24 protein-coding genes and 1 pseudogene are annotated in these 25,506 nt (G+C 71.4%); 11 read left to right on the top strand and 14 right to left on the bottom strand.

Annotated features, from left to right (window positions below):
• Positions 1 to 130: 130 nt before the first annotated feature.
• Both C4B68_RS03275 and C4B68_RS03270 read right to left on the bottom strand, forming a co-directional pair.
• Positions 131 to 1,801 (bottom strand): ArnT family glycosyltransferase, encoded by a 1,671-nt coding sequence (locus C4B68_RS03275; protein WP_180289232.1) that lies wholly within the window; start codon positions 1,799 to 1,801, stop codon positions 131 to 133.
• Positions 1,802 to 1,943: 142 nt separating this feature from the next.
• On the bottom strand, positions 1,944 to 2,840 hold the full coding sequence (locus tag C4B68_RS03270) for an endo alpha-1,4 polygalactosaminidase (protein ID WP_099501351.1): 897 nt from the start codon (positions 2,838 to 2,840) through the stop codon (positions 1,944 to 1,946).
• Between the two features lie 251 nt (positions 2,841 to 3,091).
• On the opposite strand from C4B68_RS03270, the gene C4B68_RS03265 reads away from it, so the two are divergent.
• Positions 3,092 to 4,003 (top strand): alpha/beta fold hydrolase, encoded by a 912-nt coding sequence (locus tag C4B68_RS03265; RefSeq protein WP_099501349.1) that lies wholly within the window; start codon positions 3,092 to 3,094, stop codon positions 4,001 to 4,003.
• Between the two features lie 7 nt (positions 4,004 to 4,010).
• On the opposite strand, the gene C4B68_RS03260 is transcribed toward C4B68_RS03265, so the two are convergent.
• Complete coding sequence (locus C4B68_RS03260) at positions 4,011 to 4,814, bottom strand: phytanoyl-CoA dioxygenase family protein (RefSeq protein ID WP_099501347.1); 804 nt, start codon at positions 4,812 to 4,814, stop codon at positions 4,011 to 4,013.
• 65 nt (positions 4,815 to 4,879) lie between these two features.
• Between C4B68_RS03260 and C4B68_RS03255 the strand changes: the two genes are divergently transcribed.
• Positions 4,880 to 5,968 carry a helix-turn-helix domain-containing protein gene (locus tag C4B68_RS03255; RefSeq protein WP_099501345.1) on the top strand — a complete coding sequence of 363 codons (1,089 nt, stop codon included), beginning with the start codon at positions 4,880 to 4,882 and terminating at the stop codon, positions 5,966 to 5,968.
• A 4-nt stretch (positions 5,969 to 5,972) separates the two neighbouring features.
• On the opposite strand, the gene C4B68_RS03250 is transcribed toward C4B68_RS03255, so the two are convergent.
• The 4 genes from C4B68_RS03250 to C4B68_RS03235 all read right to left on the bottom strand — a co-directional run bounded on the left by C4B68_RS03250 (position 5,973) and on the right by C4B68_RS03235 (position 11,204).
• Positions 5,973 to 8,345: an ATP-binding SpoIIE family protein phosphatase gene (locus C4B68_RS03250; RefSeq protein WP_099501343.1), complete on the bottom strand. Its 2,373-nt coding sequence runs from the start codon at positions 8,343 to 8,345 to the stop codon at positions 5,973 to 5,975.
• 232 nt (positions 8,346 to 8,577) lie between these two features.
• Positions 8,578 to 10,188: a cytochrome bc1 complex cytochrome b subunit gene (qcrB, locus tag C4B68_RS03245; RefSeq protein WP_099501341.1), complete on the bottom strand. Its 1,611-nt coding sequence runs from the start codon at positions 10,186 to 10,188 to the stop codon at positions 8,578 to 8,580.
• A gap of 249 nt (positions 10,189 to 10,437) precedes the next feature.
• On the bottom strand, positions 10,438 to 10,896 hold the full coding sequence (locus C4B68_RS03240) for an SRPBCC family protein (protein WP_099501340.1): 459 nt from the start codon (positions 10,894 to 10,896) through the stop codon (positions 10,438 to 10,440).
• Positions 10,893 to 11,204 (bottom strand): ArsR/SmtB family transcription factor, encoded by a 312-nt coding sequence (locus C4B68_RS03235; RefSeq protein WP_099501338.1) that lies wholly within the window; start codon positions 11,202 to 11,204, stop codon positions 10,893 to 10,895. Before C4B68_RS03235 ends, C4B68_RS03240 begins: the two co-directional genes overlap by 4 nt.
• A gap of 118 nt (positions 11,205 to 11,322) precedes the next feature.
• On the opposite strand from C4B68_RS03235, the gene C4B68_RS03230 reads away from it, so the two are divergent.
• The 7 genes from C4B68_RS03230 (at position 11,323) to C4B68_RS03200 (ending at position 17,066) form a co-directional block, all read left to right on the top strand.
• Positions 11,323 to 11,739, top strand: coding sequence for an SRPBCC family protein (locus tag C4B68_RS03230; protein ID WP_099501336.1), 417 nt, complete (start codon positions 11,323 to 11,325; stop codon positions 11,737 to 11,739).
• A gap of 93 nt (positions 11,740 to 11,832) precedes the next feature.
• Positions 11,833 to 12,405 carry a TIGR03086 family metal-binding protein gene (locus C4B68_RS03225; RefSeq protein WP_099501334.1) on the top strand — a complete coding sequence of 191 codons (573 nt, stop codon included), beginning with the start codon at positions 11,833 to 11,835 and terminating at the stop codon, positions 12,403 to 12,405.
• Positions 12,405 to 12,719, top strand: coding sequence for a hypothetical protein (locus tag C4B68_RS03220; RefSeq protein WP_099501333.1), 315 nt, complete (start codon positions 12,405 to 12,407; stop codon positions 12,717 to 12,719). The genes C4B68_RS03225 and C4B68_RS03220 overlap by 1 nt, the downstream gene beginning before the upstream one ends.
• 120 nt (positions 12,720 to 12,839) lie before the next feature.
• Complete coding sequence (locus C4B68_RS03215) at positions 12,840 to 13,085, top strand: hypothetical protein (RefSeq protein WP_099501331.1); 246 nt, start codon at positions 12,840 to 12,842, stop codon at positions 13,083 to 13,085.
• 3 nt (positions 13,086 to 13,088) lie between these two features.
• Positions 13,089 to 13,466: a toxin Doc gene (locus C4B68_RS03210; protein WP_099501329.1), complete on the top strand. Its 378-nt coding sequence runs from the start codon at positions 13,089 to 13,091 to the stop codon at positions 13,464 to 13,466.
• A 257-nt stretch (positions 13,467 to 13,723) separates the two neighbouring features.
• Complete coding sequence (locus C4B68_RS03205; RefSeq protein WP_306511248.1) at positions 13,724 to 14,734, top strand: pyridoxal-phosphate dependent enzyme; 1,011 nt, start codon at positions 13,724 to 13,726, stop codon at positions 14,732 to 14,734.
• Between the two features lie 394 nt (positions 14,735 to 15,128).
• Positions 15,129 to 17,066, top strand: a complete 1,938-nt coding sequence (locus C4B68_RS03200; protein ID WP_099501326.1) for an RICIN domain-containing protein — start codon at positions 15,129 to 15,131, stop codon at positions 17,064 to 17,066.
• A gap of 2 nt (positions 17,067 to 17,068) precedes the next feature.
• On the opposite strand, the gene C4B68_RS03195 is transcribed toward C4B68_RS03200, so the two are convergent.
• Positions 17,069 to 18,052: a 2-hydroxyacid dehydrogenase gene (locus C4B68_RS03195; RefSeq protein ID WP_099501324.1), complete on the bottom strand. Its 984-nt coding sequence runs from the start codon at positions 18,050 to 18,052 to the stop codon at positions 17,069 to 17,071.
• The gene (locus tag C4B68_RS03190; RefSeq protein ID WP_099501322.1) at positions 18,049 to 19,218 is read right to left on the bottom strand and encodes a lactate 2-monooxygenase; all 1,170 of its coding nucleotides are present in this window, start codon (positions 19,216 to 19,218) and stop codon (positions 18,049 to 18,051) included. The genes C4B68_RS03195 and C4B68_RS03190 overlap by 4 nt, the downstream gene beginning before the upstream one ends.
• A gap of 113 nt (positions 19,219 to 19,331) precedes the next feature.
• On the opposite strand from C4B68_RS03190, the gene C4B68_RS03185 reads away from it, so the two are divergent.
• Positions 19,332 to 20,510, top strand: a complete 1,179-nt coding sequence (locus C4B68_RS03185) for a PucR family transcriptional regulator (RefSeq protein ID WP_143674326.1) — start codon at positions 19,332 to 19,334, stop codon at positions 20,508 to 20,510.
• A gap of 101 nt (positions 20,511 to 20,611) precedes the next feature.
• Here C4B68_RS03185 and C4B68_RS03180 read toward each other — a convergent pair.
• The 4 genes and pseudogenes from C4B68_RS03180 to C4B68_RS03165 all read right to left on the bottom strand — a co-directional run.
• Positions 20,612 to 21,077, bottom strand: a pseudogene (locus C4B68_RS03180) (Rieske 2Fe-2S domain-containing protein); the annotation flags it as partial.
• Positions 21,078 to 21,177: 100 nt separating this feature from the next.
• Entirely contained in the window at positions 21,178 to 21,627 is a 450-nt protein-coding gene (locus C4B68_RS03175; RefSeq protein WP_099501320.1) for a TIGR03668 family PPOX class F420-dependent oxidoreductase, read from the bottom strand.
• Positions 21,628 to 21,661: 34 nt separating this feature from the next.
• Complete coding sequence (locus tag C4B68_RS03170; RefSeq protein ID WP_099501318.1) at positions 21,662 to 22,489, bottom strand: LLM class F420-dependent oxidoreductase; 828 nt, start codon at positions 22,487 to 22,489, stop codon at positions 21,662 to 21,664.
• 118 nt (positions 22,490 to 22,607) lie between these two features.
• Positions 22,608 to 23,159, bottom strand: a complete 552-nt coding sequence (locus C4B68_RS03165) for a hypothetical protein (protein WP_099501317.1) — start codon at positions 23,157 to 23,159, stop codon at positions 22,608 to 22,610.
• Between the two features lie 455 nt (positions 23,160 to 23,614).
• On the opposite strand from C4B68_RS03165, the gene C4B68_RS03160 reads away from it, so the two are divergent.
• The gene (locus tag C4B68_RS03160) at positions 23,615 to 24,049 is read left to right on the top strand and encodes a protease inhibitor (RefSeq protein WP_099501315.1); all 435 of its coding nucleotides are present in this window, start codon (positions 23,615 to 23,617) and stop codon (positions 24,047 to 24,049) included.
• 315 nt (positions 24,050 to 24,364) lie between these two features.
• Here the strand turns inward: C4B68_RS03160 and C4B68_RS03155 are convergent, their stop codons facing one another.
• Positions 24,365 to 25,375 (bottom strand): Ppx/GppA family phosphatase, encoded by a 1,011-nt coding sequence (locus C4B68_RS03155; RefSeq protein WP_099501313.1) that lies wholly within the window; start codon positions 25,373 to 25,375, stop codon positions 24,365 to 24,367.
• Positions 25,376 to 25,506 lie beyond the last annotated feature (131 nt).

Raw genomic sequence — 25,506 nt, 5'->3', positions numbered from 1 at the left:
CGCGGAGAAGTCAGGGCCAAAAATCAGCCCCTCCGGCGTTTGAGGAGCGGGGTCTGGGGCGGAGCCCCAGGTACGGGACGGGTAGAGGCGGAGGGGGCGAAAAACCCACCCGCGCACCCCAACGCCCGGCTCAGGACCGGCGGTAGATCGTGATCGAGTGGCCGACCTCGTCGACCGGCGTGCTGGTGGCGAGCAGTTCCGCCAGCCGCCCGCCGGCTTTGGCGACGGCGGAGTCGGACACCACAAGCAGCCCCCGCACCTTGCCGGGAGGCACCACGCGCGGATCGGCCGCCTCGATCCCGTAGTACGAGGGAACCCCGGCACCCTTGTAGACGAGCCACACCCGCTCGTCCGGATACCCCCGCTCCAGGCGCTCGGCGAGGCGCCCCAGATCCTGCCCCCAGTCGACGTTCGAGTCGTGCAGACGCAGATGGGTCTTCGCGGGCCCGCCGAACACCTCGTTGGAGTACGGCAGATAGTAGGGGTACGCCCGCAGCGAGCTCACGGCGGCGAACAGGACCAGCCCCGCCGCGGCGACAGGGCCCCACCGCCACCGGAAGGCGACGACACCGGCCGCCGCGACCGCGAGGAACACCGGCACGAAAAGCGCGTAGCGCACACCGAGATCCCGGGAGCCCTGCATGGCCGCACCCAGCAGCACGGCCGGCAGGATCAGGACGTACGGCACGGCGGGCCGCAACCGGCGTACGGCGACCATCGCGACGGCACCGGCGAGCCACAGCGCCAGCATGCCCAGCGGCGTCTTCACCAGCAGCGCGGCCGGCAGGTAGTACCAGAGCGAGCCGTGATAGAGGCGCCCGAAGAGGAAGCCTTCCCAGAGCGTGTTCTCGAAGCCGTACTGGACCCGCATTCCGTCCCGGTAGGGCTGCGGGAACGGCAGCCAGTCGATGAGCAGCCCGCGCAGTCCGTGCACGGCGGGCAGGTTCGCCGGCGCTGTCCAGCGCAGCTGCGGGTCGACGGCGAGGTAGGCGGCCCACACCACGGCGATGCCCGCCAGCGCCATCCCGGCCGCGGCCGCAGCGCCGAGCCGCGCCTTCCCGGCGGTGCCGAGACCGCGCCCGTGCCACACGGACGCCACCGCCAGGAGCAGCAGCACCGGAACGGCGGGCAGCGTACTCATCTTCGTGGCCACCGCCGCGCCGAGCGCCGCACCGGCCAGGAGCAGGTGGAGCAGCGGACGCCCCCTCGCCCGCCACACCAGCCACACCGACGTCAGGAGGAAACCGGACGCCGGTGCGTCGAGCGTGGCCAGCGAGCCGTGCGCGATGACGTCGGGGGAGAACGCGTACAGCGCGAGCGCCACCAACCCGCCCGCACGGCCGGTCAGTTCACGGGCGAACGCGAGGACGACCAGGCCGAAGAGCAGCGTCAGCACGATCACCGGCAGCCGCGCCCACAGCATCACCCGCCAGGGATCGTTGCCCGACTCGTACAGCAGACGCCGCCCCAGCTCCGTCTGGTCACCCTGGAAGTCCGCGTCCAAGTGCGGGCGGGCGAACACCAGCCCGCTCGCGATGATCAGTTTGCCGAGCGGTGGATGCTCGGGGTTGTAGCGCAGGCTGTGCTGCTGGACGTAGACCACCGCCGTGCCCGCGTACACGGGTTCGTCGATCGTGGGGGTCTGCTCCACGGCCGTCGTGACCATCGCGACCGCCATCTCCACGAGCAGCGCGACCACGGCCACCACGAACAGCCACCGCCGGTGCCGCCCCAGCCCCTCGCATCGCCTCGGCGGCTCCGTGCTGCTCACGGGCACACGGTCCCCGCGCCTGCTGGCCATGAATGTCGGCATGCCCTTGGTTACGTCCGTTCCGTACGAGCCTGCTCATCAGTGGCTCAAGCGTGCCGTCCCTGGCCCGCCTCCGCCCGGATTTCCGGCCGATGGAGCGCCCGCATGAACGCGGACGCCGTCACGTCTTTCGTCAGCGGGTCCGGCGGACATAGTCCTCGCTGCCGGGCGTCGACACATCGACATCCCGGCGTACGATGCTCAGCCGGTCGCCGAAGCCCGAACGGGCCTTGCGCAGACCGCTGTCGGTGTACTCGACGACGACCACCCGGTCGTCGAAGGCCTTCGCGTACACCCCGCACTCGTCGTACGCGCCGCACTCCTCCGCCACCGCGAAGTCGAGCCCGGTCCGGGACCTGAGAGCCGCCAGTTCCACGGTGTTCTTCTGGCCGATGGCCAGATTCCGGGCGTGCGCGTGCGCCGACAGCAGGCTGATGAACGCGGTGGCGTCGTCGGCGGTCACCAGGTTCCGGGAGCGGGTGTAGCTGTCGTAGTTGTCGGGCTCGACCGCGTCGAAGCCCTTGTCGGCGCAGCCGTCGATCCACTGGTTGATCCGCGCGGCCACGCGCTGCCGTTTGGCCGCCGTGCCGATGTCGAGCAGCGCCTCGTCCCAGTCCTCGTCGACGACCAGCTTGCCGTGCGCGTCGCGCAGCAGCAGGTCGGCGGGCCACGACTCCTCGGCGCCTGGCTGCGCCTGGAAGGCGTTGACGTAACAGATGTTGTAGAGGCCGGGCGCGGGGGACGCCGTACGGTCGCGGGCGACGATACGGACGCCGGAGGGCGGGGGATAGGCGCCGCCGATCTGGTAGTCGAAGTCCGCGTGCAGCGGAGGGAGTTCGACCGCCGTCGGGGGCGACGCGGTCTTCGGCGTGGGCTTCGAGGAGGTCGCCGGGGCCTTGGCGGACGCCGGCGATCCGTGCGACCCGGCGCCCGTGTCCTTCTCCGCACCACAGCCGGTCAGCGCCAGCAGAGTCGCCAGCACAGCCGCCGTCCCCGGACCCCCGACGCGGGAAACACGCGTGACGGACATGTCCACTCCATCAATCGCGAGTACGACCCCGCCTCGGACGCTTCCCGCGATCCTGGCGACTGTGGCCGGACTTGGACCGAGTCCGCTACCGGCTGGGCGCACCTCTGCGTGCCGGGTCGCACCACAGCACGCCGTGATCAAAGCGTGCGGACACACCCTCGTCAAGCCCGCGGCGGCAGAGGCACCACGCCAGGCGGCGGCCCGCTGCACCCGAACCTCTCCGGTCAGGACATGACCCGTATCGTCAGGACATGACCGGAGACCGCATCGCACTGGCTGTTCACGACCACGGGGGCGACGGCCCACCCCTGCTCCTCGTGCACGGCGCGGGACGCACCCTTGCCGACTGGGCGGCCGTCGCCCCGCTCCTCGTCCCCCGGCACCGGGTCCTCGCCGTCGACCTCCGCGGACACGGTCTCTCACCGTCCGGCACCTGGGACTTCCCCCATGTGCTCGGGGACATCGAGGCGGTCCTCGAGGAGTACGGCATCCCCGGCGCGCTGCCCGTCGGGCACTCCCTCGGCGGGTTGATCGCCGTCCAGTACGCCCTGGAGCACCCGCACATCACGCCCGGCGCGGTGAACCTCGACGGATACGCGTGGGGCCGCCTCGACCAGTACGTGGGCCTCGACCCCGCGTACGTCGGCGAACGGCTCGCCCAGGTGCGGAAGGCGGCGGAGACGGCGTCCGGCGAGCCGCTCCCCGCCGACGGGCTGAAGGGGCGGCTCGCCCGGGAGCGCGCGATGTCGCAGCAACTGGGCATCCCCTACGAGCTGTTGGAGGCGGGCGTCCTGCGCTCCCTCCGCGAAAGGCCGGACGGCCGACTGGAGCCGCGGCCGGAACGCCAACACGCACGGGAGATGCTGAACGCCGTCGAGTCACTCGACCCGTTCGCCCTCTTCCGTCGGGTGGCCGTACCGCTGCTGCTCGGGCGTGCGCTGCGACCCGGACCGCCGATTCCCGGTATGGAATGGCTCGGCGAACTGATGGGGGCGTACGCGCAGGGCCTTGCCCGGGATCTCGCCCAACTGGCCGAGCAGCGCGCCGATGTGACGGTCGCCGAGATCGACGGCAGCCACGCGATGCTCCTGGAGAACCCCAGGGCGGTCGCCGACGCGATCCTCGACTTCACCTCCCGGACGATCCCCGGATCCGCCGCGTGACCGGCCCTCAGTGGGGACCCGCCGCCGCGAACCCCGTGCCGCACGGCCCGCCGCCCTCGCTCTCGGGCAGGGCGACGGGGGCCCCGCTCATCGTGAGCGTCCGGTAGAAGCGTGCGATGCGTTGTGTGGAGCGGCCCACGTAGTGGCCGATGAAGGAGCGGCGGAAGCGGTCGGGGCTGCGGTTGGGGCCTGAGCCGTGTACGAGGCTGCCGTTGAAGAACAGGACGTCCCCCGGCTCCATGTCGACGGGGACGGCGGCGAGGCCGGGCGGCGGCGGAACGTACTCGCGCGCGAAGGACAGCGCCGCGTCCGCCTCCTCCGGACAGAACAGGTCCATGCGGTGCGTGCCCGGGACGACCTCCAGGCCGCCGTTCTCGCGGTCGATCGTGTCGCAGGCGATCCAGGCGGCCACGCAGGTGCCCGGCTCGACCCGCAGATAGAAGTTGTCCTGGTGCAGCGCCTGGCCACGGGCGCCGGGCGGCTTGAAGTAGAACATGCTCTGCGCGGCCAGGACCTCCTCGCCCAGCAGGGTCTCCAGGATGTCCCGCAACCGGGGATCGAGGAGGCAGCGCCGTGACAGAGCGCTGATGCGGTGCGGATGCAGGACGCGGGGGTAGGCGTGCAGCGGATCGTCCAGGCCGCTGGTCTCCGTGGGGCGGGGTTCGAAGTGTCCCGGGACCGGTCCGGCGGCGTGGAGCGCCGTGAACTCCGCGCACAGCTCGTCGATTTCGGAGGCATCGAACAGTCCCCGCACCACCGTGAAGCCGTTCGCCTCGAACTCCCCGAGCCGGCTGATGTCTCTGACTGTCATCCGCCCTGTCCCTTCTCACCGGTGTCCCCGGTGCCTCACGCTAGGTCGGTGCCCCTTTCGGGAGGATGCCTGTGCGTGCTGAGGAGTTGTCCGAGCCTGCTGACCCGTGCCCGCCGCCCGGCCTCGTGACCATCGGACGCTTCGACCAGCGACCGGGGTACCGCGTCAACCGGCCGCGCGGTGCGGACAGTTGGCTGTTCACCTGGACCACGGGCGGACGGGGACGGCTCGCGCAAGGGGCGGCGCTGACGGTGGCCGGTGCCGGGGATCTGGTGGTCCAGGGGCCCGGCGTGCCGCACCACTACGCGGTCGAACCGGGCGCCGGGCACTGGGCGTTCTGGTGGGTGCACTGCCAGGCCCGAGCCTCCTGGCCGGCGTGGCTACGGCCGTACGCCCTCGACGACGGGCTGTACGCGGTGGCACCCGCGTGGAGCCGGGCGCTCGTCGAGCGGGGCGGGGCGGGCGGCGTGCGGAGCGAGGCACGCGTCGAGCTGAGCGAGGCGGGCGGTGTGCGGAGCGAGGCACGCGGAGCGCGGAGCGAGGCAGGCGGCGGAGTGCGGAGCCAGGCCCGCATGGAGGAGAGCCAGGTCCGCAGGGAACGGACCGCGGTACGCATCGAGGCCGCCTTCCGCCGGATGCTCGCCGACGCCCGCTGGACGGGCGACGGCCCACCGCCCAGCCCCGCGGACCCCTCCGACGGCGAGGTCGCGGTCGCGCACGGCGCCGCCGCCCGTGAGCTGGCCCTCTGTTCCCTGGAGGAGATCGTCCTGCTCGCCACCGCCCGGGCGGAGGCACGCCGCTCCGGCGTCGACCCACGCATCCACGGGGCCGCATCCCTGATCGCCGCCGACCCCGCCGCACCGCACACCGTACGGTCACTCGCCGAGGCCGTGTCCCTCTCCCCGTCCCGTTTCGCCCACCTCTTCACCGAGCAGCTCGGCCGCTCCCCGATGCGGGCCCTGCGCGACGCCCGGCTGCTGCACGCGGCCCGGCTTCTGGAAGCCACCGACCTCCCCGTGGAACGGGTGGCCGCGGCCTCCGGTTTCCCGAGCCCCTTCCACTTCAACCGGGTCTTCCGGCAGCGGTACGGCACACCGCCGGGCGCCTACCGGACCGGAACCGCTCATGACGCGGGGGAGGCAGCGGGCTGGTGATGTGTCAGGCCTCCCCGAGCAGCGCCAACTCCGCCCAGATCGTCTTGCCTTCGGCCGTGTACCGACTGCCCCAGCGCTGGGTGAGCTGGGCGACGAGCAGCAGCCCGCGGCCCCCCTCGTCGAAGACCTTCGCCCGGCGCAGATGCGGGGCGGTGTGGCTCCTGTCGGAGACCTCGCAGATCAGGGTGGTGGCGTCGTGAAGGAGACGCAGCCGAATGGGCGGCTCGCCGTACCGGATGGCATTGGTGACCAGTTCGCTCACCACGAGCTCGGCCGTGAACGTCGCCTCGCTCAGCCCCCAGGCGTCGAGCTGTTCGATCACCTTTTTGCGGATCGGCGCGACGTGGGCAGGGTCGGCGGGAACGTCCCAGGTCGCCACGTGGGATGCCGCCAGCCCGTGCGTGCGGGCGAGCAGCAGGGCCACGTCGTCCGTGGCGCCACCCACCGGCAGCAGCGCCTGCAGGATCGCATGACACGCCCATTCCAGGGAATGTGACGACTGTTCCAGGGCCCGGGACAGCAGGGCGCGGCCGACGTCGAGGTCCCGCCCAGGGGTCCAGAGCAGCCCGTCTGTGTACAGGGCCAGCACCGTGCCTTCGCTCAGTTCGAGTTCTACGGACTCGAACGGCAGTCCCCCCAGGCCCAGCGGCGGCCCCGCCGGGAGGTCGATCTCCCGCGGCAGACCGTTCGGAGGGACGATGAAGGGCGGCGGATGCCCCGCCCGGGCGAGGGTGCAGCGCCGGGAGACCGGGTCGTACACCGCGTACAGGCAGGTGGCGCCGAACTCACCGGTGGTGCCGGAACCGGCCTCCACGGACAGTCGTACGACGAGGTCGTCCAGGTGCGTGAGCAACTCGTCCGGAGCCAGGTCGATGTCGGCGAGCGTGCGGACGGCCGTGCGCAGCCGCCCCATGGCCGCCGAGGCCTGGATGCCGTGGCCGACGACATCGCCGACGACCATGGCGACCCGCATCCCGGACAGCGGAATCACGTCGAACCAGTCGCCGCCCACCCCGGCACGTGCCGCGGGAAGGTAGCGCGAGGCCGCCTCCAGGGCCGCCGTCCGGGGGAGTGAGCGGGGCAGCAGGCTGCGCTGCAGGGCCAGCGCGGTCTTGCGCTCGCGGGCGAAGCGCTGGGCATTGTCGAGACAGACAGCGGCCCTGGCCGTGACCTCCTCCGCGAGCGAGACGTCGTCGGGGGTGAAGGGATCGGGCCGCCGGAAGCGGGCGAGTACGACCACGCCCAGGGTCTGGCCCCGGGCCTGGATGGGCACCCACATGGTGGTGTGGACGCCGTGCTTCGCGAAGCGCTCGCCCCGGCGTTTGTCCCAGGCCACCCACTCCTCCGGCGTGGTGGTCGCGTCCGGTGCCGCGATCGTCCGGCCGGTGACCAGTGCGTTGGCCTGCGGTGAGGAGGCGGGGTAGACGTCGGCCTCGCCGAGTATGACCGACGCCTCCGGAGAGCCAGGGGTCACGGACCGATGGGCGGCGCGGCGGAGCGTGATCGGGGTGCTCGGCGGCGCGGCGTGCGGCTCGCCGCCGTGTTCCGGCGGATCCAGCAGATCCACGCCGGCGAAGTCGGCGAGGGCGGGCACGAAGACGTCGACGAGCTCTTGGGCCGTCCGGGTGACGTCGAGGGTGCTGCCGATGCGCATGCTCGCCTCGTTGAGCAGTTGCAGTCGCTCCCTGTCCCTGTACCGCTCGGTGAAGTCGTGCGCGGCCAGGGACACGCCGCGTACCTGGCCCTCGGCATCGGTCAGCGGGGCGAACCGCAGCAGCCAGGCGTGCGCGCGGTTCTCGCCGCCCGTGCGCGTGTATGTCTCCACGTCGCGGCCCACGCCGGAGAGGAACACGCCGAGCATGTCCTCCTCGAGCTGCTCGCTCACCTGCGTGCCGCCGATCTCGGAGATCCTCAGGCCTCGGATGCGCGCCTCCGGGAGACCGACGACATCGGCCATCGCGTCGTTCTGCGCGTACAGCCGCAGCCGTTCGTCGTAGGCGGCCATGGCGCAGGGCGCCTGTGTGAACACCGCCTTGACCAGCGGGTCGTCCGGTGGGCGCGGCGGCGCGACCTGCACCGGGGTGACCACGAGCCATTCGTCCTTCGCTTCCCTGCGATGGGCGAGCAGCCACACGGAGAGAGTGTGTCCGTCGCGGTGACGCAGCGAGAGAGTGCCGTTCCAGATGTCGCCGGTGGGTTCGGCCGGCGCGGCGCCGCCCGACGGGTCCAGCAGGTCCGCCGCGGGGCGGCCCTCGACCTCCTCCGGCGCGTACCCCAGCAGGCGGCGGGCCCCCTCGCTCCAGTGGATCAGGGTGCCGTTCTCAGCGATGACTGCCCGTGCCGTGGCGGCCTCGTCGAGGGGGTGGACCGGGGTCATCGTCGCCACTCCATTGCGCACACTCACAGTGAACAAGCGCCTCGCTCGGTTTCCAGCCTAGTGCGTAGGCGCACTCCGCACCCTGCGACGCGAACCGCCCACCCGCCCCCGGACCGCCGACGTGGCATGTCCGCAAGGCGGGTCTCCGGCCGATGCGGGGTGTGGGTCGGACGTGCGTGCCGGAGCCTTGACACAAGCGCATGTTACACCGTCAGAATCCGTTGGCTCACGATCAGTTGGGATGGCCGACGACTCCCGACGCGGGAGAGCCGTCAGGACGGTCACCCGTAGCTCGGTGCTGATCGACGGAGCCGCCGACGGCGGGCTGCGAATCTGCCGTCTGGAGGTCCCGGTGGCCTGAGAGCTCCCGGTGCTCGTGCTCGGTCAGGGTGTGGAGTTCGGCCGGGCTGAGAGGCCGGTGCACCTCGACGTACTCGCCGTGCGGCAGGCGCTTGATGATGCCGGTCGCACGGCCGTGCGCCACCAGCTCCCGGTCCCGTAGCTGCAGCCCCAGGCAGATGCGGCGGGTGACGGCGAAGACGACGACGGGTACCAGGAACAGGGCTATGCGCACGGCCCAGGTCACGGTGTTGATCGACAGATGGAAGCGTGTCGCCACGATGTCGTTGCCGCCGCCGGCGAGCAGGATCAGATAGACGCTGATCCACGCCGTCCCGAGGGAGGTGCGGACCGGCCGGTTGCGCGGGCGGTCCAGCAGATGGTGCTCGCGCCGGTCTCCGGTGACCTTGGCCTCGATGAACGGATAGACCCCGATGAGGATGAGGAGCAGCGGGAAGACGAGGATGGGGATGAGCACGCCGAGCACCAGCGTGTGCCCCGCCATGGTGATCTCCCAGCCCGGCATGATGCGGACCAGCCCTTCCGCGAAGCCCAGGTACCAGTCCGGCTGGGCGCCGGTCGACACCTGGTCGGCACGGTAAGGGCCGTACGTCCAGACCGGGTTGATGGTCGCGACCGCCGAGATCAGCGCGATGAAACCGAACACCAGGAAGAAGAAGCCGCCCGCCTTCGCCATGTAGACCGGCAGGAACGGCGGTCCCACGACGTTGCGTTCGGTCTTTCCCGGTCCGCCGAACTGGGTGTGCTTGTGGTAGACGACCAGGATCAGATGGGCCACGACGAGGGCCGCCATGATCCCCGGAATCAGCAGGACATGCAGCGAGTAGAAGCGGGCGACGATGTCGTCTCCGGGGAACTCCCCGCCGAAGAGGAACATCGACAGATACGTGCCGACGATCGGCACCGACAGGGTCGCCCCCTCCACGAACCGCAGCCCGGTCCCGGACAGCAGATCGTCCGGCAGCGAGTAGCCGAACAGTCCCTCGAACAAGCCGAGGAACAGCAGCGTCCAGCCGAACAGCCAGTTCACCTCACGGGGCTTGCGGAACGAGCCCGTGAAGAAGTGCCGCATCATGTGCACCAGCATTCCGCCGAGGAAGATCAGCGCGGCCCAGTGGTGGATCTGCCGGATCAGCAGCCCGCCGCGCACGTCGAAGCTGATGTCCAGCGTCGAGGCGTAGGCCTCGGACATGCGGATGCCGTTCAGCGGGACGTAACTGCCGTGGTAGACCACCTCGTTCATCGACGGATGGAAGAACAGCGTGAGATAGACGCCCGTGAGGATGAGGACGAGGAAGCTGTAGAGGCAGATCTCGCCGAGCAGGAAGGACCAGTGGTCCGGGAAGACCTTGCGGAGGTACCGCTTGCCGAGGGAGTAGACGCCGAGCCGGCCGTCGAACCAGTCGGCGACGCGCTCGCCTGAGGATGCCTTCCCGGCGGAACGCGCGCTGGGACGCGTGGCGGTTTGACCGGTCGACGTCACGGGCGCTCACCGGCCGCTATCTCGTCCCGCCGTACGTGGACGAACTTTTTGAACAGCCGCGTCCCACCCCTGCCGGATGTCGTGCTGCCGGTCCCTGCCCTGGTGCATTCGGACATGCCTCGCCTCCCCTTGATGCGCTCACTACTGCGAGGGGAAAACGGGGTCCGAATGTGACATCCGACGGGTGAAGTGTGACGTACATCTCAGGCCGGTGCTCTTTGCCGACTTGTCCTTCGGTGCGGCGCGCGCTCAGGCGGGCTTCGGCTCCATCCAGCTGTCCGGGCCGGGGTCGCCGCCGGGCGCCCGTACGGCGAGCCGGTCGAGGTAGTGCTCCCAGCCCTCCTGGTGCGGCTCGCGGGCCGGTTCGGGCAGGCCGGAGTGGGTGAGCGTGAGCAGGGTGCCGTCCGGCTCGGGGGCGAAGGTGACCTCGACCCGGCTGCTGCCGGGCGGCACCGGATCGCCCTCGTTCTCCCAGCCCCAGGTGAAGACGATCCGCGTGTACGGCTCGACCTCCTCGAAGCGCCCGGAAGCGGTGGCGTCACCGACGACCCGCATCCGGTACGCGCCCCCGGGCGTCGGGTCGAAGACGCCCTCCATGCCCTGCCAGGACAGCCATCGCTCGGTGTCGGTGAAGAAGGAGAACACGGTCTCCGGGCGGGCCTTGATGTGCCGTTGTACGACGACGGAGCCGTCGGGGGTGATCGTCACTTGTGCTCCTCCTCCCGCTCGGCCTGTTCGGCGAGCGCGGCCAGGGCGTCCAGCGAGTCGCCCCACATCGATTCCAGGTAGGCGGCCAGCGGTCCCATCCCAGCACGGTCCGCGCGGTAGTACCGCTTGGTGCCGTCCTTCCGGACGACGACCAGGCCCGCCTCGCGGAGCACTTTCAGATGCTGGGAGACCGCGCCGAAGGTGACGTCGAAGCGCTCGGCGATGTCTCCCGCCGACAGCTCGTCGTGCCACACGAGCTGCAGAATCGCCCGCCGCCGCGGCTCGCTGATCGCCTTCACCTGATCCACGCTGCTTATTTTAGTCACGGCTAGAACTTGCGCTCCTCCGTCTCTTATTTTAGTGTCGGCTAAAGAATGAAGTCCGGGCGATCCCGGACACAACCGACATGCTCTGAGAGGACATCCGATGGCCGACATCGCGATGCAGCTGACCATCGAGGCCGAGGCGGACACTGTCCGCGAAGCCATCGCCACCGAAACCGGCGTACGCGGCTGGTTCACGGCCGACGCGGAGATAGGGGAGGGCGTCGGTGCGGAGCACGCGCTGAGCTTCCCCGGCGTGCCGGAGCCCTGGCGGCTGCGGATCACCGAGTCCGGCGACCGGCGCCTGGTCCTGGACGGTGAGAACGGGCCGTGGGCCGGCACCACGCAGACGTACGAGATCCTCGACGTCCCCGAGGGCGGGGTCCTGCTGCGCTTCACGCACGCCGGGTTCCCGGCCCAGGACGACGCCTTTCGCCACTTCACCTATGGGTGGGCCACGAAGTTCACGGCGCTCAAGGCGTACGCGGAGACGGGCAAGCCCGCTCCTTTTTTCGGCTGAGCCGAGTCAGTCCCTGCTGAACCCCTTGCAGAACCCCTTGCTGATCAGTCCTCTCGTCGACGCATCAGCCCCATCCGAACAGGAGCAACCGCCATGAACGCCACCCCCGTCGAGCTCGCCGACCAGCTCGCCCGCGCCGCCCGGAACCTCGTCGCGCACGTCCAGCAGCCCGCCCTCACCGGCAAGCGCGAACTCCCCACGCCCTGCGCCGACTTCGATGTCCACCAGCTCAGCGAGCACCTGCTCGCCACGCTCGTGATGAGCGCCCACGCCGCGGGGAAGGAGCAGCTCCCCGCCGACGCGCCGACGGAGCTGACCGAGGCGCCCTGGGTGGTCTTCCCGCCGCTCGCCGACCGGCTCACCGCCGCGTGGGCCGTACCGAGCGCCTGGGAGGGCGAGACGCCCTTCGCGTCGAACACCTACCCCGCGCCGTTCGCCGGGATGATCACCATCATGGAGCTGACCGTGCACGGCTGGGACCTGGCCACCGCCACCGGCCAGCCCTTCACAGCCGACGACGACGTGGTCGCCACCGCGACCGCGGTCGCCACGCAGATCGCCGACGGCGCCCGCGCGAACGGAGCCTTCGGCCCCGAGATCGAGCCCGCCGCCGACGCCACCCCGCTGGAGCGCCTGCTCGCCTTCACCGGACGGAAGGCCGCCTGATGGCCGACGCGGACCAGCTGTTCGCCGGTCTCGCCGAGGACCTCGCACCACGCGGGGCGAAGCTCTCCAAGATGTTCGGGATGCCCTGTCTGAAGGACCCGAACGGCAAGGCGTTCGTCGGCCTCCACGAAGGCGAACTCGTCGTCCGCCTGCACCGCGACACCCCCGAACACGCCGAGGCGCTCGCCCTCTCCGGTACGCATCTCTTCGACCCCATGGGTGGCCGCCCCATGAAGGACTGGATCTGCCTGCCGCTCACCGCGTCGGCGCACTGGCTGTCGCTGACGGAGGCGGCGCGCCGGCAGCCGCGCTGATGCCGGCGGGCGATGCGGCCCCGTGCCTCGCGCCGCGGACCGGACCTCGCCGGTACCGCCCGGGGCTGCAATTGAGCTGGGATTATTTACCAGTAAGTACCTTCGCGGTACCGTGAGGGCATGCCAGCTCTCAACGTGGAGTTCAGCGACCGCGAGCTAGAAGACCTGCGGCAGATAGCCAAAGAGCGCGGTACGTCGATGAAGGCCCTGGTGCGGGAGGCGGCCGCGGCCGACATCGTGCGGCACCGGGCGCTGCAGGAGGGTGCGGAGGTTTTCCGCCGCTTCTTCGCCGCGCACGCGGACGAGTTCGCCGCCGCCTTCCCCGAGGACGAACCACCCGCCAAGGGCGAGGGGCGGGTCGCCTGACCGATGGCTCCCGTCATCCATATCGACGTGCCCTGGCTCCTCCAGCGACACGAAGAGGTCCTGCCCGACCAGCCCACGGTCAACGACTTCTCGGCGCTCGTCGCCGCCGTGGCCCGGCACCGGGTCGACCCGCCCCGCCTCGGCGTCGACTCCGACCCGGCCTGGCGCGCCGCCGCGCTCCTGCACACCCTGGCCCTGCTGAAGCCGTTGCCGGCCGCCAACGCCCGCTTCGCCTGCTCGGCGGCGGTCGCGTACATGTTCGTCAGCGGCGTCGGCATCGACCCGCCGTACGGAGCGCTCGTCGGCCTCGCCCGCGATCTGATCTCCGGCAAGGCGGATGTCTACGGCGCGGCGGACCGGCTGCGGTCCTGGCAGATCTGAGCCCGGCCGATGACGCGGTGGCCGGTGGCGGCTGTACGCGAGGGGCGCGGAGGCCCACGGGTCTGTGCGCGAGGCGCGGTGGCCCCACGGGTCTGTGCGCGAGGCGCGGTGGCCCCACTGGTCTGTGCGCCAGGCGCGGTGGCCCCACTGGTCTGTGCGCCAGGCAGGTGGTGGTGGGCCTGTGCGTCTGAGCGTGGGGCGCAGGTCGGTCGTACGCACATGCTCGTCAGGCGCGGGTCGGTCGTATGCAGCTGTTCATGAGGCCCGCCGCCCGGGACTGGACCTGCCCGCCGGTCCCCGACGAGGTACGCGCCTTCCATGCCTCCCTGCCCGGTTGTACGCCCACCCCCCTGATCGAACTGCCCACTGTCGCCGCCGAGTTGGGCGTCGCCCGGCTCTTCGTGAAGGACGAGTCGTCCCGGCTCGGTCTGCCCGCCTTCAAGGCGCTGGGGGCGTCCTGGGCGATCCACCGGATCCTCGCCACGGCCGATGGTCCGCTCACCCTCGTCACCGCCACCGACGGCAATCACGGCCGGGCCGTGTCCCGTATGGCCCGTCTGCTCGGGCAGCGCGCCCACGTCCTCGTGCCGAAGGGCGTGTGGCCGGGCGCCGTGGACGCCATCGCCCGGGAAGGGGCACAGGTGACGCGGGTGGACGGCCCGTACGACGAGGCGGTGCGCCGGGCCGCGGCGGTCGCGGAGGATCCCGGCGCCGTCCTGGTGCAGGACACCGCGTGGCCCGGTTACGAGGAGATCCCGGGCTGGATCGTCGAGGGCTACTCGACCCTGTTCGCCGAGATCGACTCCCAACTGGCCGCCGGGGGAGTCGAGTTGCCCGATCTCGTGGCCGTTCCGGTCGGTGTGGGATCCCTCGCGCAGGCGGCGGTCACGCACTACCGCAGCCGCCGTACCCGGGGTCCGCGTCTGCTGTCCGTGGAACCCGAAGCGGCGTCCTGCGTTCTGGCGAGCCTCGTCCACGGCCGGCCGATGAGCGTGACTACCGGCGACACCATCATGGCGGGGCTCAATTGCGGAACCCCGTCCAGCATCGCCTGGCCCTTCCTCCGCGGCGGTCTGGACGCCGCTGTCGCCGTCTCCGACGCCGACAGCGTGCGCGCTTCCCACGACCTGGCCGCCCTCGGTGTCGCGTCCGGCCCCTGCGGCGCGGCATCGTTCGCGGGGATCCGCGCGGCCGTCGAACAGGGCCTCGTCCTCGAACGCGCCTCGACCGCCGTGCTGCTCAACACCGAAGGCCCCACCGCCACCTGAGGACGATGAGCATGCCTCCGAGAGGAGACGTGTCGCGGTCGCGTGACGGGGGTATCGCGGGGCGCATCACGGATGCACTTGACGGAGCACATCACGGAGCACATCACGGGGCGCGGGAAATATCGAAAGCCGGTGCGAGTCGCACAAGTTGCCCTTGGGCTGACTATCTTTCAATGATGCGGATGTTGCTCAAGTGCCTTGTTGGTCATGAGCGGGTTGTGCGAGGGTGAACGTCCTGCACTTGGTCAATGGCCGGGTCTGAATCACCGTTCAATAATCCGGGTCAACAACGCGCTCAAAGGGCCGTCAAAAAGGTATGCACCAACCAGGGGGCTCCTTTTCGGCGGGCAAGAACTTCTGTGTGCCACCTTGCACCTTGGAAGGAACCCGCTCTGTGCACACCCCCCACCCCCCTCGTCCCCCTTATCCGCCCGCCGGCGTTCCCGGCGAATCCGACGAGAGCCTTGCCGCCCTGCTGAGAGGCCGGCCGGAGAGCGAGGCCGCCCATCCCGCAGCTCTGCTGATGGCCCGTCACTGGCAGCCGACGTACGACTACGCGGTCATCTGCCTCGCTTCTTCGGCGAACGTCGCCTCCCTGGTGACCGCGACCTCCTTCCATCAGGTACTCGACCGCCTCGCACAAGGCGGGTCCGGTATGGCACTGAGGCCCCAACTCCTCGTGGCGGTAAGGGACACAGTCAGGGAATGGTCCGCGGACGATCGCATATCCGGTGTGCTGCCGGACCTGAGGAAACCCGCGGGAGGCCGCGGTATGCGCGCGGCGAAGTCGATGACGGCCGAAAATCGGAAGCTCGCCGAGCGCGCTTTCCAGACCCTCCCGGGACTCGCCCGCTGCCTGCTGTGGCACACCGAGGTCGAGGCCGAGCCCATATCCGTACCGGCCGGTCTGTCGGGCATGGATACCGACACCGCGTCGGCCGCTCTGGAGCAGGCCCGCGAGCAATTCCGTGAGGGCTGTGTACGCGCCCACCGGGAACTCGCGTCGACTCAGGAATGCCGCTTCCACAACCGGTTGCTGGACGTGCCGATTCGCCGCGGCGGCGCCTTGCTGCCCGATGTCCAGCACCATCTGATGGAGTGCGCCTACTGTCGTTATGCCGCCGAGCAACTCGGCCATTTCGAGGGCGGGTTGGGCCCGCTGCTCGGCGAAGCGATGCTCGGCTGGGGTGCACGGCGCTATCTCGACTCGCGCCCGGGGCGCGCGCAGCACGTACGCACGCGGGGCGCAACCCCCTTCGGTGGGAGGCGTCATGGACATGGCCGACGCCCGGCGACCGGTGGACGTCCGGCGACCGGTGGACGTGCGGGAGGCGGTGGACGCCACCGTCTGCTGTCCCAGATCCCCGCTCCGGCCCGCATCGTCCAGCGGGGGCAGCGGCACTCGACGGCTCTGCTCACCGGGGCGGGTCTGGTCTCGACGGCGCTCCTCGTGACCGTGCTGTCCGTCAGTCTGCTCTCGCACGGCGACGGCGCCGACCCCACGGCGTCCACGGGCGCGAGCAGCGGCCGCACCCTGTCGCCCGCCCCCGGATCCCTGGCCCCGCCCGCCCTGTCGTCCCCGCCCACCTCGGCCGACCTGCCCACGGCCACCGAGCGGACCCGGCTGCGCAACCTCACCGCCGACCTGTGCCTCGACATCCGGGGCGGCGAGGCGAAGGACGGCGCCGAGGCCAGGCTGGCGGTGTGCTCGTCCGCCTGGACCCAGCAGTGGTCGTACGAGGAGAACGGTCTGCTGCGCAGCATCGCCGACCCGGAGCTGTGCCTCGAATCGCACGCCGACAACGGTGTCGTGTTCCTGGACCGCTGCGCCGCCCAGAACGCGGCACGCGCCGACGACATGCGCTACGACCTCACCGTACGGGGCGAGTTGCTGCCCCGCTGGGGCGAGGGACTCGCCGTCGCGCCCGCGTCCACCGACCCCGACGCCGACATCGTCGTCAAGGTACGTGACGGCGCCGACGTGCAGCGGTGGCGGACCGACTTCTCGCCGGCCGCCCCCCAGTCGCTGTCGATCGCGGGCACGGAGAGCCCCTCGTCGCGGCCCGTCAGCGACGCGCCGCCCGCAGACGGCCCGTCCGTGTCGGCGGGCGTGCCGACGCGCGAGCCGTCCGCAGGGATGACCGCCGGGCCGGAGGCCATCCCTGCGGAGACCTACCAGGAACGGCGCGCCGTGGCGATCAGTGACAGTGCCCGTGACGGCGCCGGCGCCGGTGACCACGGTGCGAACCCGGCGCCCGCGTCGCCCCTTCCCATGACGCTGCCTCTGTCTCCGCAACTCCCCGGCATCACCACCACGGGAGTCGGGCTCTGACGCTACGAGACGACATCCTGCGGTAGCTTGCCGGCCACGAAGTCGGCGGCGTTCTGGACGGCCGCCAGCGCGATCCGTACGAGCGTCTCGCGGGTGACGCCCGCGACATGCGGTGAGAGCACCACGTTCGGGGCCTTGAGCAACCGCAGGGCCGGAGTGGGCGGTTCGGGGTCGAAGACGTCGAGGCCCGCTCCGGCCAGGGCGCCCGCCTCCAGCGCGTCCGCGAGGGCGTCCTGGTCGATCAGGGCGCCCCGCGCGGTGTTGACCACGAACGTGGTCGGCTTGAGGAGCGCGAGCCGCTCGGCGTTCAGCAGATGCCGGGTCGCCTCGGTGAGCGGCGCGTGCAGCGTGATGTAGTCCGACGTACGCAGCAGTTCGTCGAGTTCGACATGGCGGGCGCCGCCGAGCCGGACCTCCGTCTCCTTGGAGACGGGCTGCGGACCGGCGTACACGATGGTCATGTCGAAGGCGAGCGCGCGGCGGGCGACCTCCTCGCCGATGTGGCCGAGTCCGACGATGCCGAGTGTCTTGCCGGACAGCTCGGTGATGGACTGCTGCAGCCGCGGCAGCGCCCAGTCCGCCTCGGCCAGCGCCGTGTGCGCCGGTACCAGCTGCTTGGCGAGCGCCAGCATCAGCGCGAAGGTCTGCTCGGCGACATTCTGCTTCTCGGCGCCGCTGGAGCCGATGTTGCACACCGGCACGCCCTGGGCGCGCGCCGCGTCGAGGTCGACGTAGTCGAAGCCGTGGCTCGCGCACTGGATCAGCTCCAACTCCGGTGCGGCGGCGATGTGTTCGGCCGTCACCGGGCCGAGCCCCGTGATGATGACGTGCGCGGCGCGCAGCGCGGCGGGGTCCTCGTCCGTCGCCTCCACAACGGTGACACGGGCCTGCCCGGGGAACACGGTCGCGAGCCCCGCGCCCGCCGTACGGCCCCCGACGTGCGGCGAGACGACGGCCAGGACGTTCTTCATGGCGGTGACGGTCATGCGGTTTCCTCGATCAGGTCGTCGGGGCCGATGGTGGCGGGGCGGGCGTGCCCGGACAGGGCCAGCGTGAGGTCGAACTCGGCCAGCAGACAGCGGATGACGTGCTCGACGCCCGCCTGCCCGTCGAGGCCGAGCCCGTAGGCGTAGGGGCGTCCGACGAGCACGGCCCGCGCGCCGAGCGCGAGCGCCTTGAAGATGTCGTCGCCCGTGCGGATCCCGCTGTCGAACAGGACGGTGAGCCGGTCGCCGACCGCCTCCACCACACGCGGCAGCGCGTCCGCGGCGGCGACCGAACCGGCCACCTGCCGGCCGCCGTGGTTGGAGACGACCACGGCGTCCATCCCGGCGTCGGCGGCACGCCGGGCGTCGTCGGGATGGAGGATTCCCTTCAGGACGATCGGCCCGTCCCAGTTCTCCCGCAGGAAGGCCAGGTCCGGCCAGGTCTTGCCGGGGTCCGCGAACATGCCCACGAAGTGCATCACGGCCGCGTTCGGGTCCTCGTGCACCGGCTTGGCCAGGCCCGCCTGGAACGCCGGGTCGGAGAAGTAGTTGGCGGTGCCCACGCCGTGCAGGAACGGCAGATACGCCTGGTCGAGGTCGCGCGGCCGCCACGCCAGCAGCGGAGTGTCGAGGGTGACGAGCAGCGCCGTGTACCCGGCCGCCTTCGCCCGGTTCAGGAAGCTCCGGGTGACCTCGCGGTCCTTCGCCCAGTACAGCTGGAACCAGCGCTCCGCCTCACCCATCGCCTCCGCGACCTGCTCCATGGGGGTGCTGGAGGCCGACGACAGGATGTACGGGACGCCCTGCGCCGCAGCGGCCCGCGCGGCGGCGGACTCCGCGTCCGGGTGCATGATCGACAGCACGCCGACCGGGGCGAGCGCGAGCGGCGCGGGCAGCGGGCGCCCCAACACCTCGACGGACAGGTCGCGTTCGTGCACATCGCGCAGCATGCGCGGCACGATCCGGCGCCGGTCGAGCGCGGCCCGGTTGGCGCGGGCGGTGCTGCCGTTGCCCGCGCTGCCCGCCACATAGCCGACCGGACCGGGCCCGAGCCGCTGCTCGGTGAGCTCCTCCAGCCGGGTCAGATCGGTGGGCAGCCGCGGTATGGCGCCCGTCATACCGTTCAGATAGATCTCGTACTGGAAGTCGGCCCAATGCTTTGCCATCCGTACGTCCCGCCTCTCGTCCCTGAGACCGCGCTGTACGACGTCGATCCTGACGACTGTGACAAGGTCCGTCCAGGGTGGTGCGCACATCGCGCGGCTGGGACTATCACTTGGTGACAAACAAGCCGTCCGAGGTCCGAGAACGCATCCGACAGGAGATGGTCGCCGACCCGCGCGTCGTGGAGGCGATCGTCGCCGCCGTCCACGAACAGGTCCCGGTGTACGCCGCGCTCGACGACAGCCGACTGCCGGAGGTACGGGCCATCGCGGCCTGGGGGCTGGAGCGGCTGCTCCACCTCTGGGCGACCGACGGCACGTTGGAGCCGGCCGACCTACGGCGGTTCCGGGGCATCGCGGCGGCCCGGGCAGCGGACGGGCGGCCCGTGCAGGCGGTGCTGCGCGCCTATCGCGTGGCCGGGACCGTCCTCACGGACGAGATCGCCGCTCGCGCGCCCCGGCTCACCGCCGCGGACGCCTTCGCGCTCGCCTGCATGCTGCTGACCACGCTTGACACCCTCTCCGAGGAGATGGCCACGGCGTACGCCGCGACCAGCGAGGACCTCACCGCTGACCGCGACCGGGCCCTGCGGCTGCTGCTCGACGACCTGATCGCCGGGCGGCACGCCTCCGTGGGCGCGCTGACGGACCGTTCGGCCCGGCTGGGCATCCAACTCCCGGATCCCTACTGTCTGCTGGTGGCAGAGCCGGTCGGGGTGGACCGTCCCGAGATGGCGCACGACGCGGCGACGGCGCTGCTCGACGCGCTGGTCGTTCCGGGCGACGAGGTCACCTCATCGGCGACGGTGCGCAGTTCCCGTGCCGTTCTGTTGCTGCCGGCCGGAGCTGCCGCCAGGGCGGGGGAGGTTCTGGGCGGGCGGTCCTGGCGCGGGTGCGCGATCACGGGCGAGAGCCTGGATCGGGTGGCCGTCGCCCACCGTCTCGCCGCCGACGCCCTCGACACGGCGCCCGCCCACGCCCACCGGCCCGGACGCGTCCTCACGGACGCGGACGCGCATGTCCTCGCCCTGCTCGCAGGGCACCCGGCCGCCGCGCCGGACCACATCGCCCGCCTGGTCCTCGGGCCGCTCACGGAGCCGGGCCAGCGGCACCTGCTTGAGGCGCTCACCGCGTACATCGACACCGGCTCGGCGAACGCCGCAGCCCGCGAACTGCGCCTCCACCCGCAGTCCCTCCGCTACCGCCTGCGCCGCATCAGCGAACTAACGTCCCGTGACCCCCGCGATCCCTGGCAGCGCCTCACGCTGGACATCGCCCGCACGATCAGGACGTAGCCGCTGCCACCTGGTTCACTTCCGGCGGGGGCCACGCACCCGGTCGTTGCCATGACCGGCTTTCTCAGGCGCGCGCCGACGACTGGGCCTCGGCCGCCGCCCGGTACAAGCGGCGCAGCCGGACGACAGTGCTCCTCGTCCCCGAAGCAGGCGAGGATCGCGCCTGCGACCTCGCGCACCGGCAGCGAGGTGACCAGCTTCTTGCCCTCCAGGCTGCAGCCGGGCAGACCGGGGACGGAGGGAGACCGTGCCGTCGGTCTCGACCTCGACGCCGTGGTACCAGCAGGCGACCCGGTCACCGAGGTGCTTGCCGAGCGAGAGCGGCGCGCCTCGGTGCGGACAGCGGTCGGCGAGCATCGACAGGGTGCCGTCGGAGCGACGGAACAGCAGCCACTGCTCGCCGAGCGCGGTCACATAGGCGTCGGCCTCCTCCAGTGCGAAGTGGTTGCGCGGTTGGGAGACCGTGACCGGCTGCCCCGGGCGCAGCCCGCGCTCGCCGTCGAGGGCAGCTGATGGAGTCCTGGCAGCCGGTGCGCGCCGCCGACCAGGGCGTCGCCGGAGCTCCACACCGAGATGGAGAAGAAGGCGATGGCCGTGAGCAGGGAGAGGGAGGAGCCCACCACGCGGCCGTGCACCCCGAGGTGCGCGGAACGGAGTGTGCCGCGGCTCAGCCGGTCGGTGCGGCGCGCCAGCCGTGCCAGCGGTGGACGGTGATCGCGATCACCGGGCCGTCGGGCGGCTGCTGTTGGTACTGCGCGTATTTGTCCCGCAGCGCGGCGATCGCCGCGGCGTACGCGGCCTCGACGGGGGGCTCCGGCGCGCCGGGCGGCACGATGCGCGCGTCGCCGTCCGCCCGTACCCACCACAGCCGGTCCCAGTCCTCGTCGTAGGCGTCCACGAGCAGACAGACGGCCGGGTGGGCGGCGATGTTGCGCAGCCGCTTCACCCGCTGCGTTCTTTTGGGTTTGTGGTCGATGGCGGTGACGATCTCGCCGCCGTGCGCCGCGAACACGACCGGCACCAAGTGGGGGCGCAGCTCGGCGTCGACCGTCGCCAGGCGCGCGGACCGTGCCGTCAGGAACCGTCGGCGCGCCTCGTCCTCGTCCAAGTCCGGCACGGTGAGCTCCGATTCCCTGGCGGCGTGGGCGCTGTCAGCGGTGGGCGGACACGGCCTCGGCCAGGTCGTCCAGCAGCTGCAGTGTCTGGTCCTTGGGCCGGGTCGGCAGATAGAGCAGCGCGCGTTCGACGCCGAGTTCCGTGTAGAGGTCGAGGGACTCCGCGTCGTGCTGGGCCCCGTACACCACGACGGATGGCCGGTCACCGGCCGTCGCCCGCATACGGTCGATCAGTGCGCCCAGCTCCTTGGGCGGCACGCCGGTGGGCATCCACGCCGTCCCGTACGCGGCGACGCGGGCGAAGGCGCGCTCGCTGTTGCCCCCGACCCAGATGGGCGGATGCGGCTGCTGGACGGGCTTGGGCCAGCTGTTGACCGGGTCGAAGTCGACGAAGTCGCCGTGGAATTCGGCCTCGTCCTTGGTCCACAGCTCGATGATCGCGCGGATTCGCTCGTCCATCAGCCGGCCCCGCGTGGCCGGATCCGTTCCGTGGTTGCGCATCTCCTCCCGGTTCCAGCCGGCGCCGACACCGAACACGGCGCGGCCCCCGGAGATCAGGTCGAGGGAGGCGACCTCCTTCGCGGTGTGGATCGGGTCACGCTGGACGACCAGGGCGATCCCGGTGCCCAGGAGCAGCTCGCGGGTCACGGAGGCCGCCGCGGCGAGTGCCACGAACGGATCGAGTGTGCGGTAGTAGATGCGCGGGAGATCGCCACCGGCCGGGTACGGCGTCTCCCGGCTGACCGGAATGTGCGAGTGCTCGGCGAGCAGTAGCGCGTCGAACCCGCGCTCCTCCAGGGCCGGCCCCAGCGCGGCCGGACCGATGCCCTCGTCGGTGAGGAACGTCGACACGCCGAACTTCATCCGCGACCACCTCAATTCGTCGAAACCTGTTGTCGCGTCGACAACTGTTTCAGTGTGGCGCGGTATCCCTGAGGGCGCAGTGGGACGTACCGCCAGGCGTGGACTTGGTCGTACGGCGTCACTCCTCGTCGGACGGGGCGTCCTGCGGTTCGGCGTCGGGGCCCTTGGCCCGGACCCGCTGCACATGCTCCAGCGAGTCGCGCAGCTCCGTGAGCCAGTCGTCGGTGTGGCGCTGCACGAGGCGTACGCACCAGGCGAGGGCGTCACTGCGGCTGCGGGCGACCCCGGCGGCGATGAGGGTGTCGAGGACCTGGCGTTCGGGCTGGCGCAACCGGGTCATGACGGGCGCGGCGATGTGCGTGAACAGGGCACGCTCGTCCCCGCACTCGACGCCCCAGGAGACCTTTCTGCGGAACCGGTGCTCCGCCTCGCGGGCCACCGCGACCCGGTCCTCGCGGGTGCGCTCCCGGAATTCCTGGATACGTGACTGGACGGCCGCCTCCTTCTCGGCGTCCGAGGCGCCTTCGGTGAGCCGGGGCTCGGGGATGCGGCCGATGACGGTGATCTCCTCGCGGTCGACCGTCACCTCCGCCAGGCTCTCGAAGAGATCGTCGGGCAAGCGGCCGGCGAACCAGCCGCGCAGCTTCTCGCGCTGCTCCGCTGTAATCATGTAATGACGGTTACTCCGTTGTGCGGGATACGCAAGGGGGTGCGCCCGAAGACGTCCTGATGTCCGCCGTGAGCTGAAGGCGCAGCAGGGGACGGGCGGAGACGTCGGTGACCGGCGGAGAAGTCGGTGACGGGCGGAAGGAGCCGGGAAGGAGTCGGCTACGGGCCGAAGCGGAATGTTTCAGGCCTATTGCCGAGCCCCCGGAATCCGGCCAGGAAAGCGCTCGCGACGATCAGCAGCGGCTCAGTTTCGGGGCTTGCGCGTTCGAATTCCGTAACTTCACGCCACTGCTTCAATACTCAAAGTTACCGAAACGCGTGGGGTCGATGTGTGTTTCCGGTGCGGACTCGGCAGACTCGCGCTCGCCGGTCCGGCACTCGACCGGACCGTCACCCAAGCGAACCGGCACCCAACCGAGCCGGTATCGCTTTCGACCGAGCGGAAGGATGCACACCATGCCGACCACCGCGCGCTGGGCAGCGACCCTCACCCTGACGGCCACCGCCGTCTGCGGACCCCTGACCGGGACCGCCCTCGCGGCCCCGGGCAATGCGCCGTCCGGGCTCTACGCCCCCTCGGCCCTGGTGCTCACCGTGGGCCACGGCCACAGCGCGGCCGGCGTCACTCCGGAACGCGCGGTCACTCTGAACTGCGCCCCGACCGCCTCCGGCACCCACCCCGCCGCCACCCAGGCCTGCGCCGAACTCCAAGGAGCCGACGGCGACTTCGACGCCCTGACGGTCAGAGACGGGGTCGTGTGCACGAAGCAGTTCGACCCCGTGGTCGTCACGGTCGACGGCGTCTGGCAGGGCAAGCGCGTCTCCTACGAGCGCACCTTCGCCAACGAGTGCGTGAAGAGCTCCTACGGGACGACCGTCTTCACGTTCTGAGGGACCGGGATCGCGCGGCCCTCGTGAGCACCGACCGGGGTCCGTAACTGGGGAGTGCGGGCTCCGGCACGGGGCCACGCGATTTCGCACCGGGGGCCGGCCGGACGGAGTGGGGCCGTCGGCCGGCCCTCGGCATTCGTGTGTGGGCCCGGCAGGATTCGCGGACGCGGCCCCGGCTGGATGCGTGCGCGGCCCCGGCTGGATGCCTGCGTGGGCCTGGCAGGATGCGTGCGTGGGCCCGGCTGGATGCCTGCGTGGGCCTGGCAGGATGCGTGCGTGGGCCCGGCAGGCATCCGCCGCGCCTCCGGGGCCCGTTCAGTGCGCCCGGGCCGCGATGCGCAGATGGGCCCCGCCGGTCAGCGGCGCGTCGTCGTCGCTGTGCCGGATGACGCCCGCCCACCAGGAAGCCCCCTCCTCGATGTGCCGCAGCAGGACGCCCTCCCGGATCGCCCAGGGGCAGATCGAGACCCTCTTCAGGCCCGTCAGCTTCATCGCCGTATGCCCGACCACCGCACCGGCCAGGCTCTGGGCGGCCCGTGGTGCCGAGATGCCCGGCAGCAGCGCACGCTCCGCGGCGGTGAGCCGGGCGAGGCGGTCGAGCGAGTCGCGCAGGTCCGCCCGGCGCAACTCCCGTTCCACGAACAGGCCGTGGCGTCCGGGCGGCGCACCGCACAGCCGGGCCAGCTGCTGGAAGGTCCGGGACGTCGCGACGGCGGTACGCGGCCCCTCCCAGCGGATCCGCGCGGCCACGTCCCGCAGCTCATGACGTACGGCGCGGCGCAGCGCCCTGACGCTGTCGGGCGACGGAGGGTCCTGGCCCTCGAAGAACTCGCGGGTCAGCCGGCATGCGCCGAGCGGCAGCGAGGCGACGAAGTCCGGCAGCCGACCCCTCCCGAAGGCCACCTCCAGCGAGCCGCCACCGATGTCGAGGAGCGCGAGCGGCCCCGAGCGCCAGCCCATCCAGCGGCGCGCCCCGAGGAATGTGAGCTCGGCCTCGACCTCGCCCGGCAGGGTGCACAGCAGCACACCGGTCTGTGCGCGTACGGTCCGCAGCACCTCCAGGCGGTTCGGGGCATTGCGCACCACGGCGGTCGCGAAGGCCAACGGGGCCGCCGTGCCCCACCGCTGGGCCGTGTGGCCCGCCGCGCGCACCGCCTCGACCAGCCGGCCCACGTCCTCGTCGGAGATCGGGCTGCCGTGCGCCACCTGCTCGGACAACCGCAGCCGCCACTTGGCGGTGTGCACCGGCAGCGGTACCCCGCCCTCGGCGTCCGCCACCACGAGCCGCACCGTTTGCGCCCCCACATCCACCACACTGACCCGCATGCACCGGGATGTACCCCGGTGCTCGGGCGGCACGCCCGCGGGAACGTCTGTGAACCGTCAGGGGCCGGGAGGGTTTTCGCCCCCTCCGCCCCTGCCCGTCCCGTATCTGGGGGGCTCTGCCCCCCCCAGAG

It is taken from the genome of Streptomyces dengpaensis (assembly GCF_002946835.1).
Classification (GTDB): Bacteria; Actinomycetota; Actinomycetes; order Streptomycetales; family Streptomycetaceae; genus Streptomyces; species Streptomyces dengpaensis.
The sequence above is the reverse complement of the archived record's forward strand: the minus strand, read 5'-3'. Positions and strand labels throughout refer to the sequence as shown.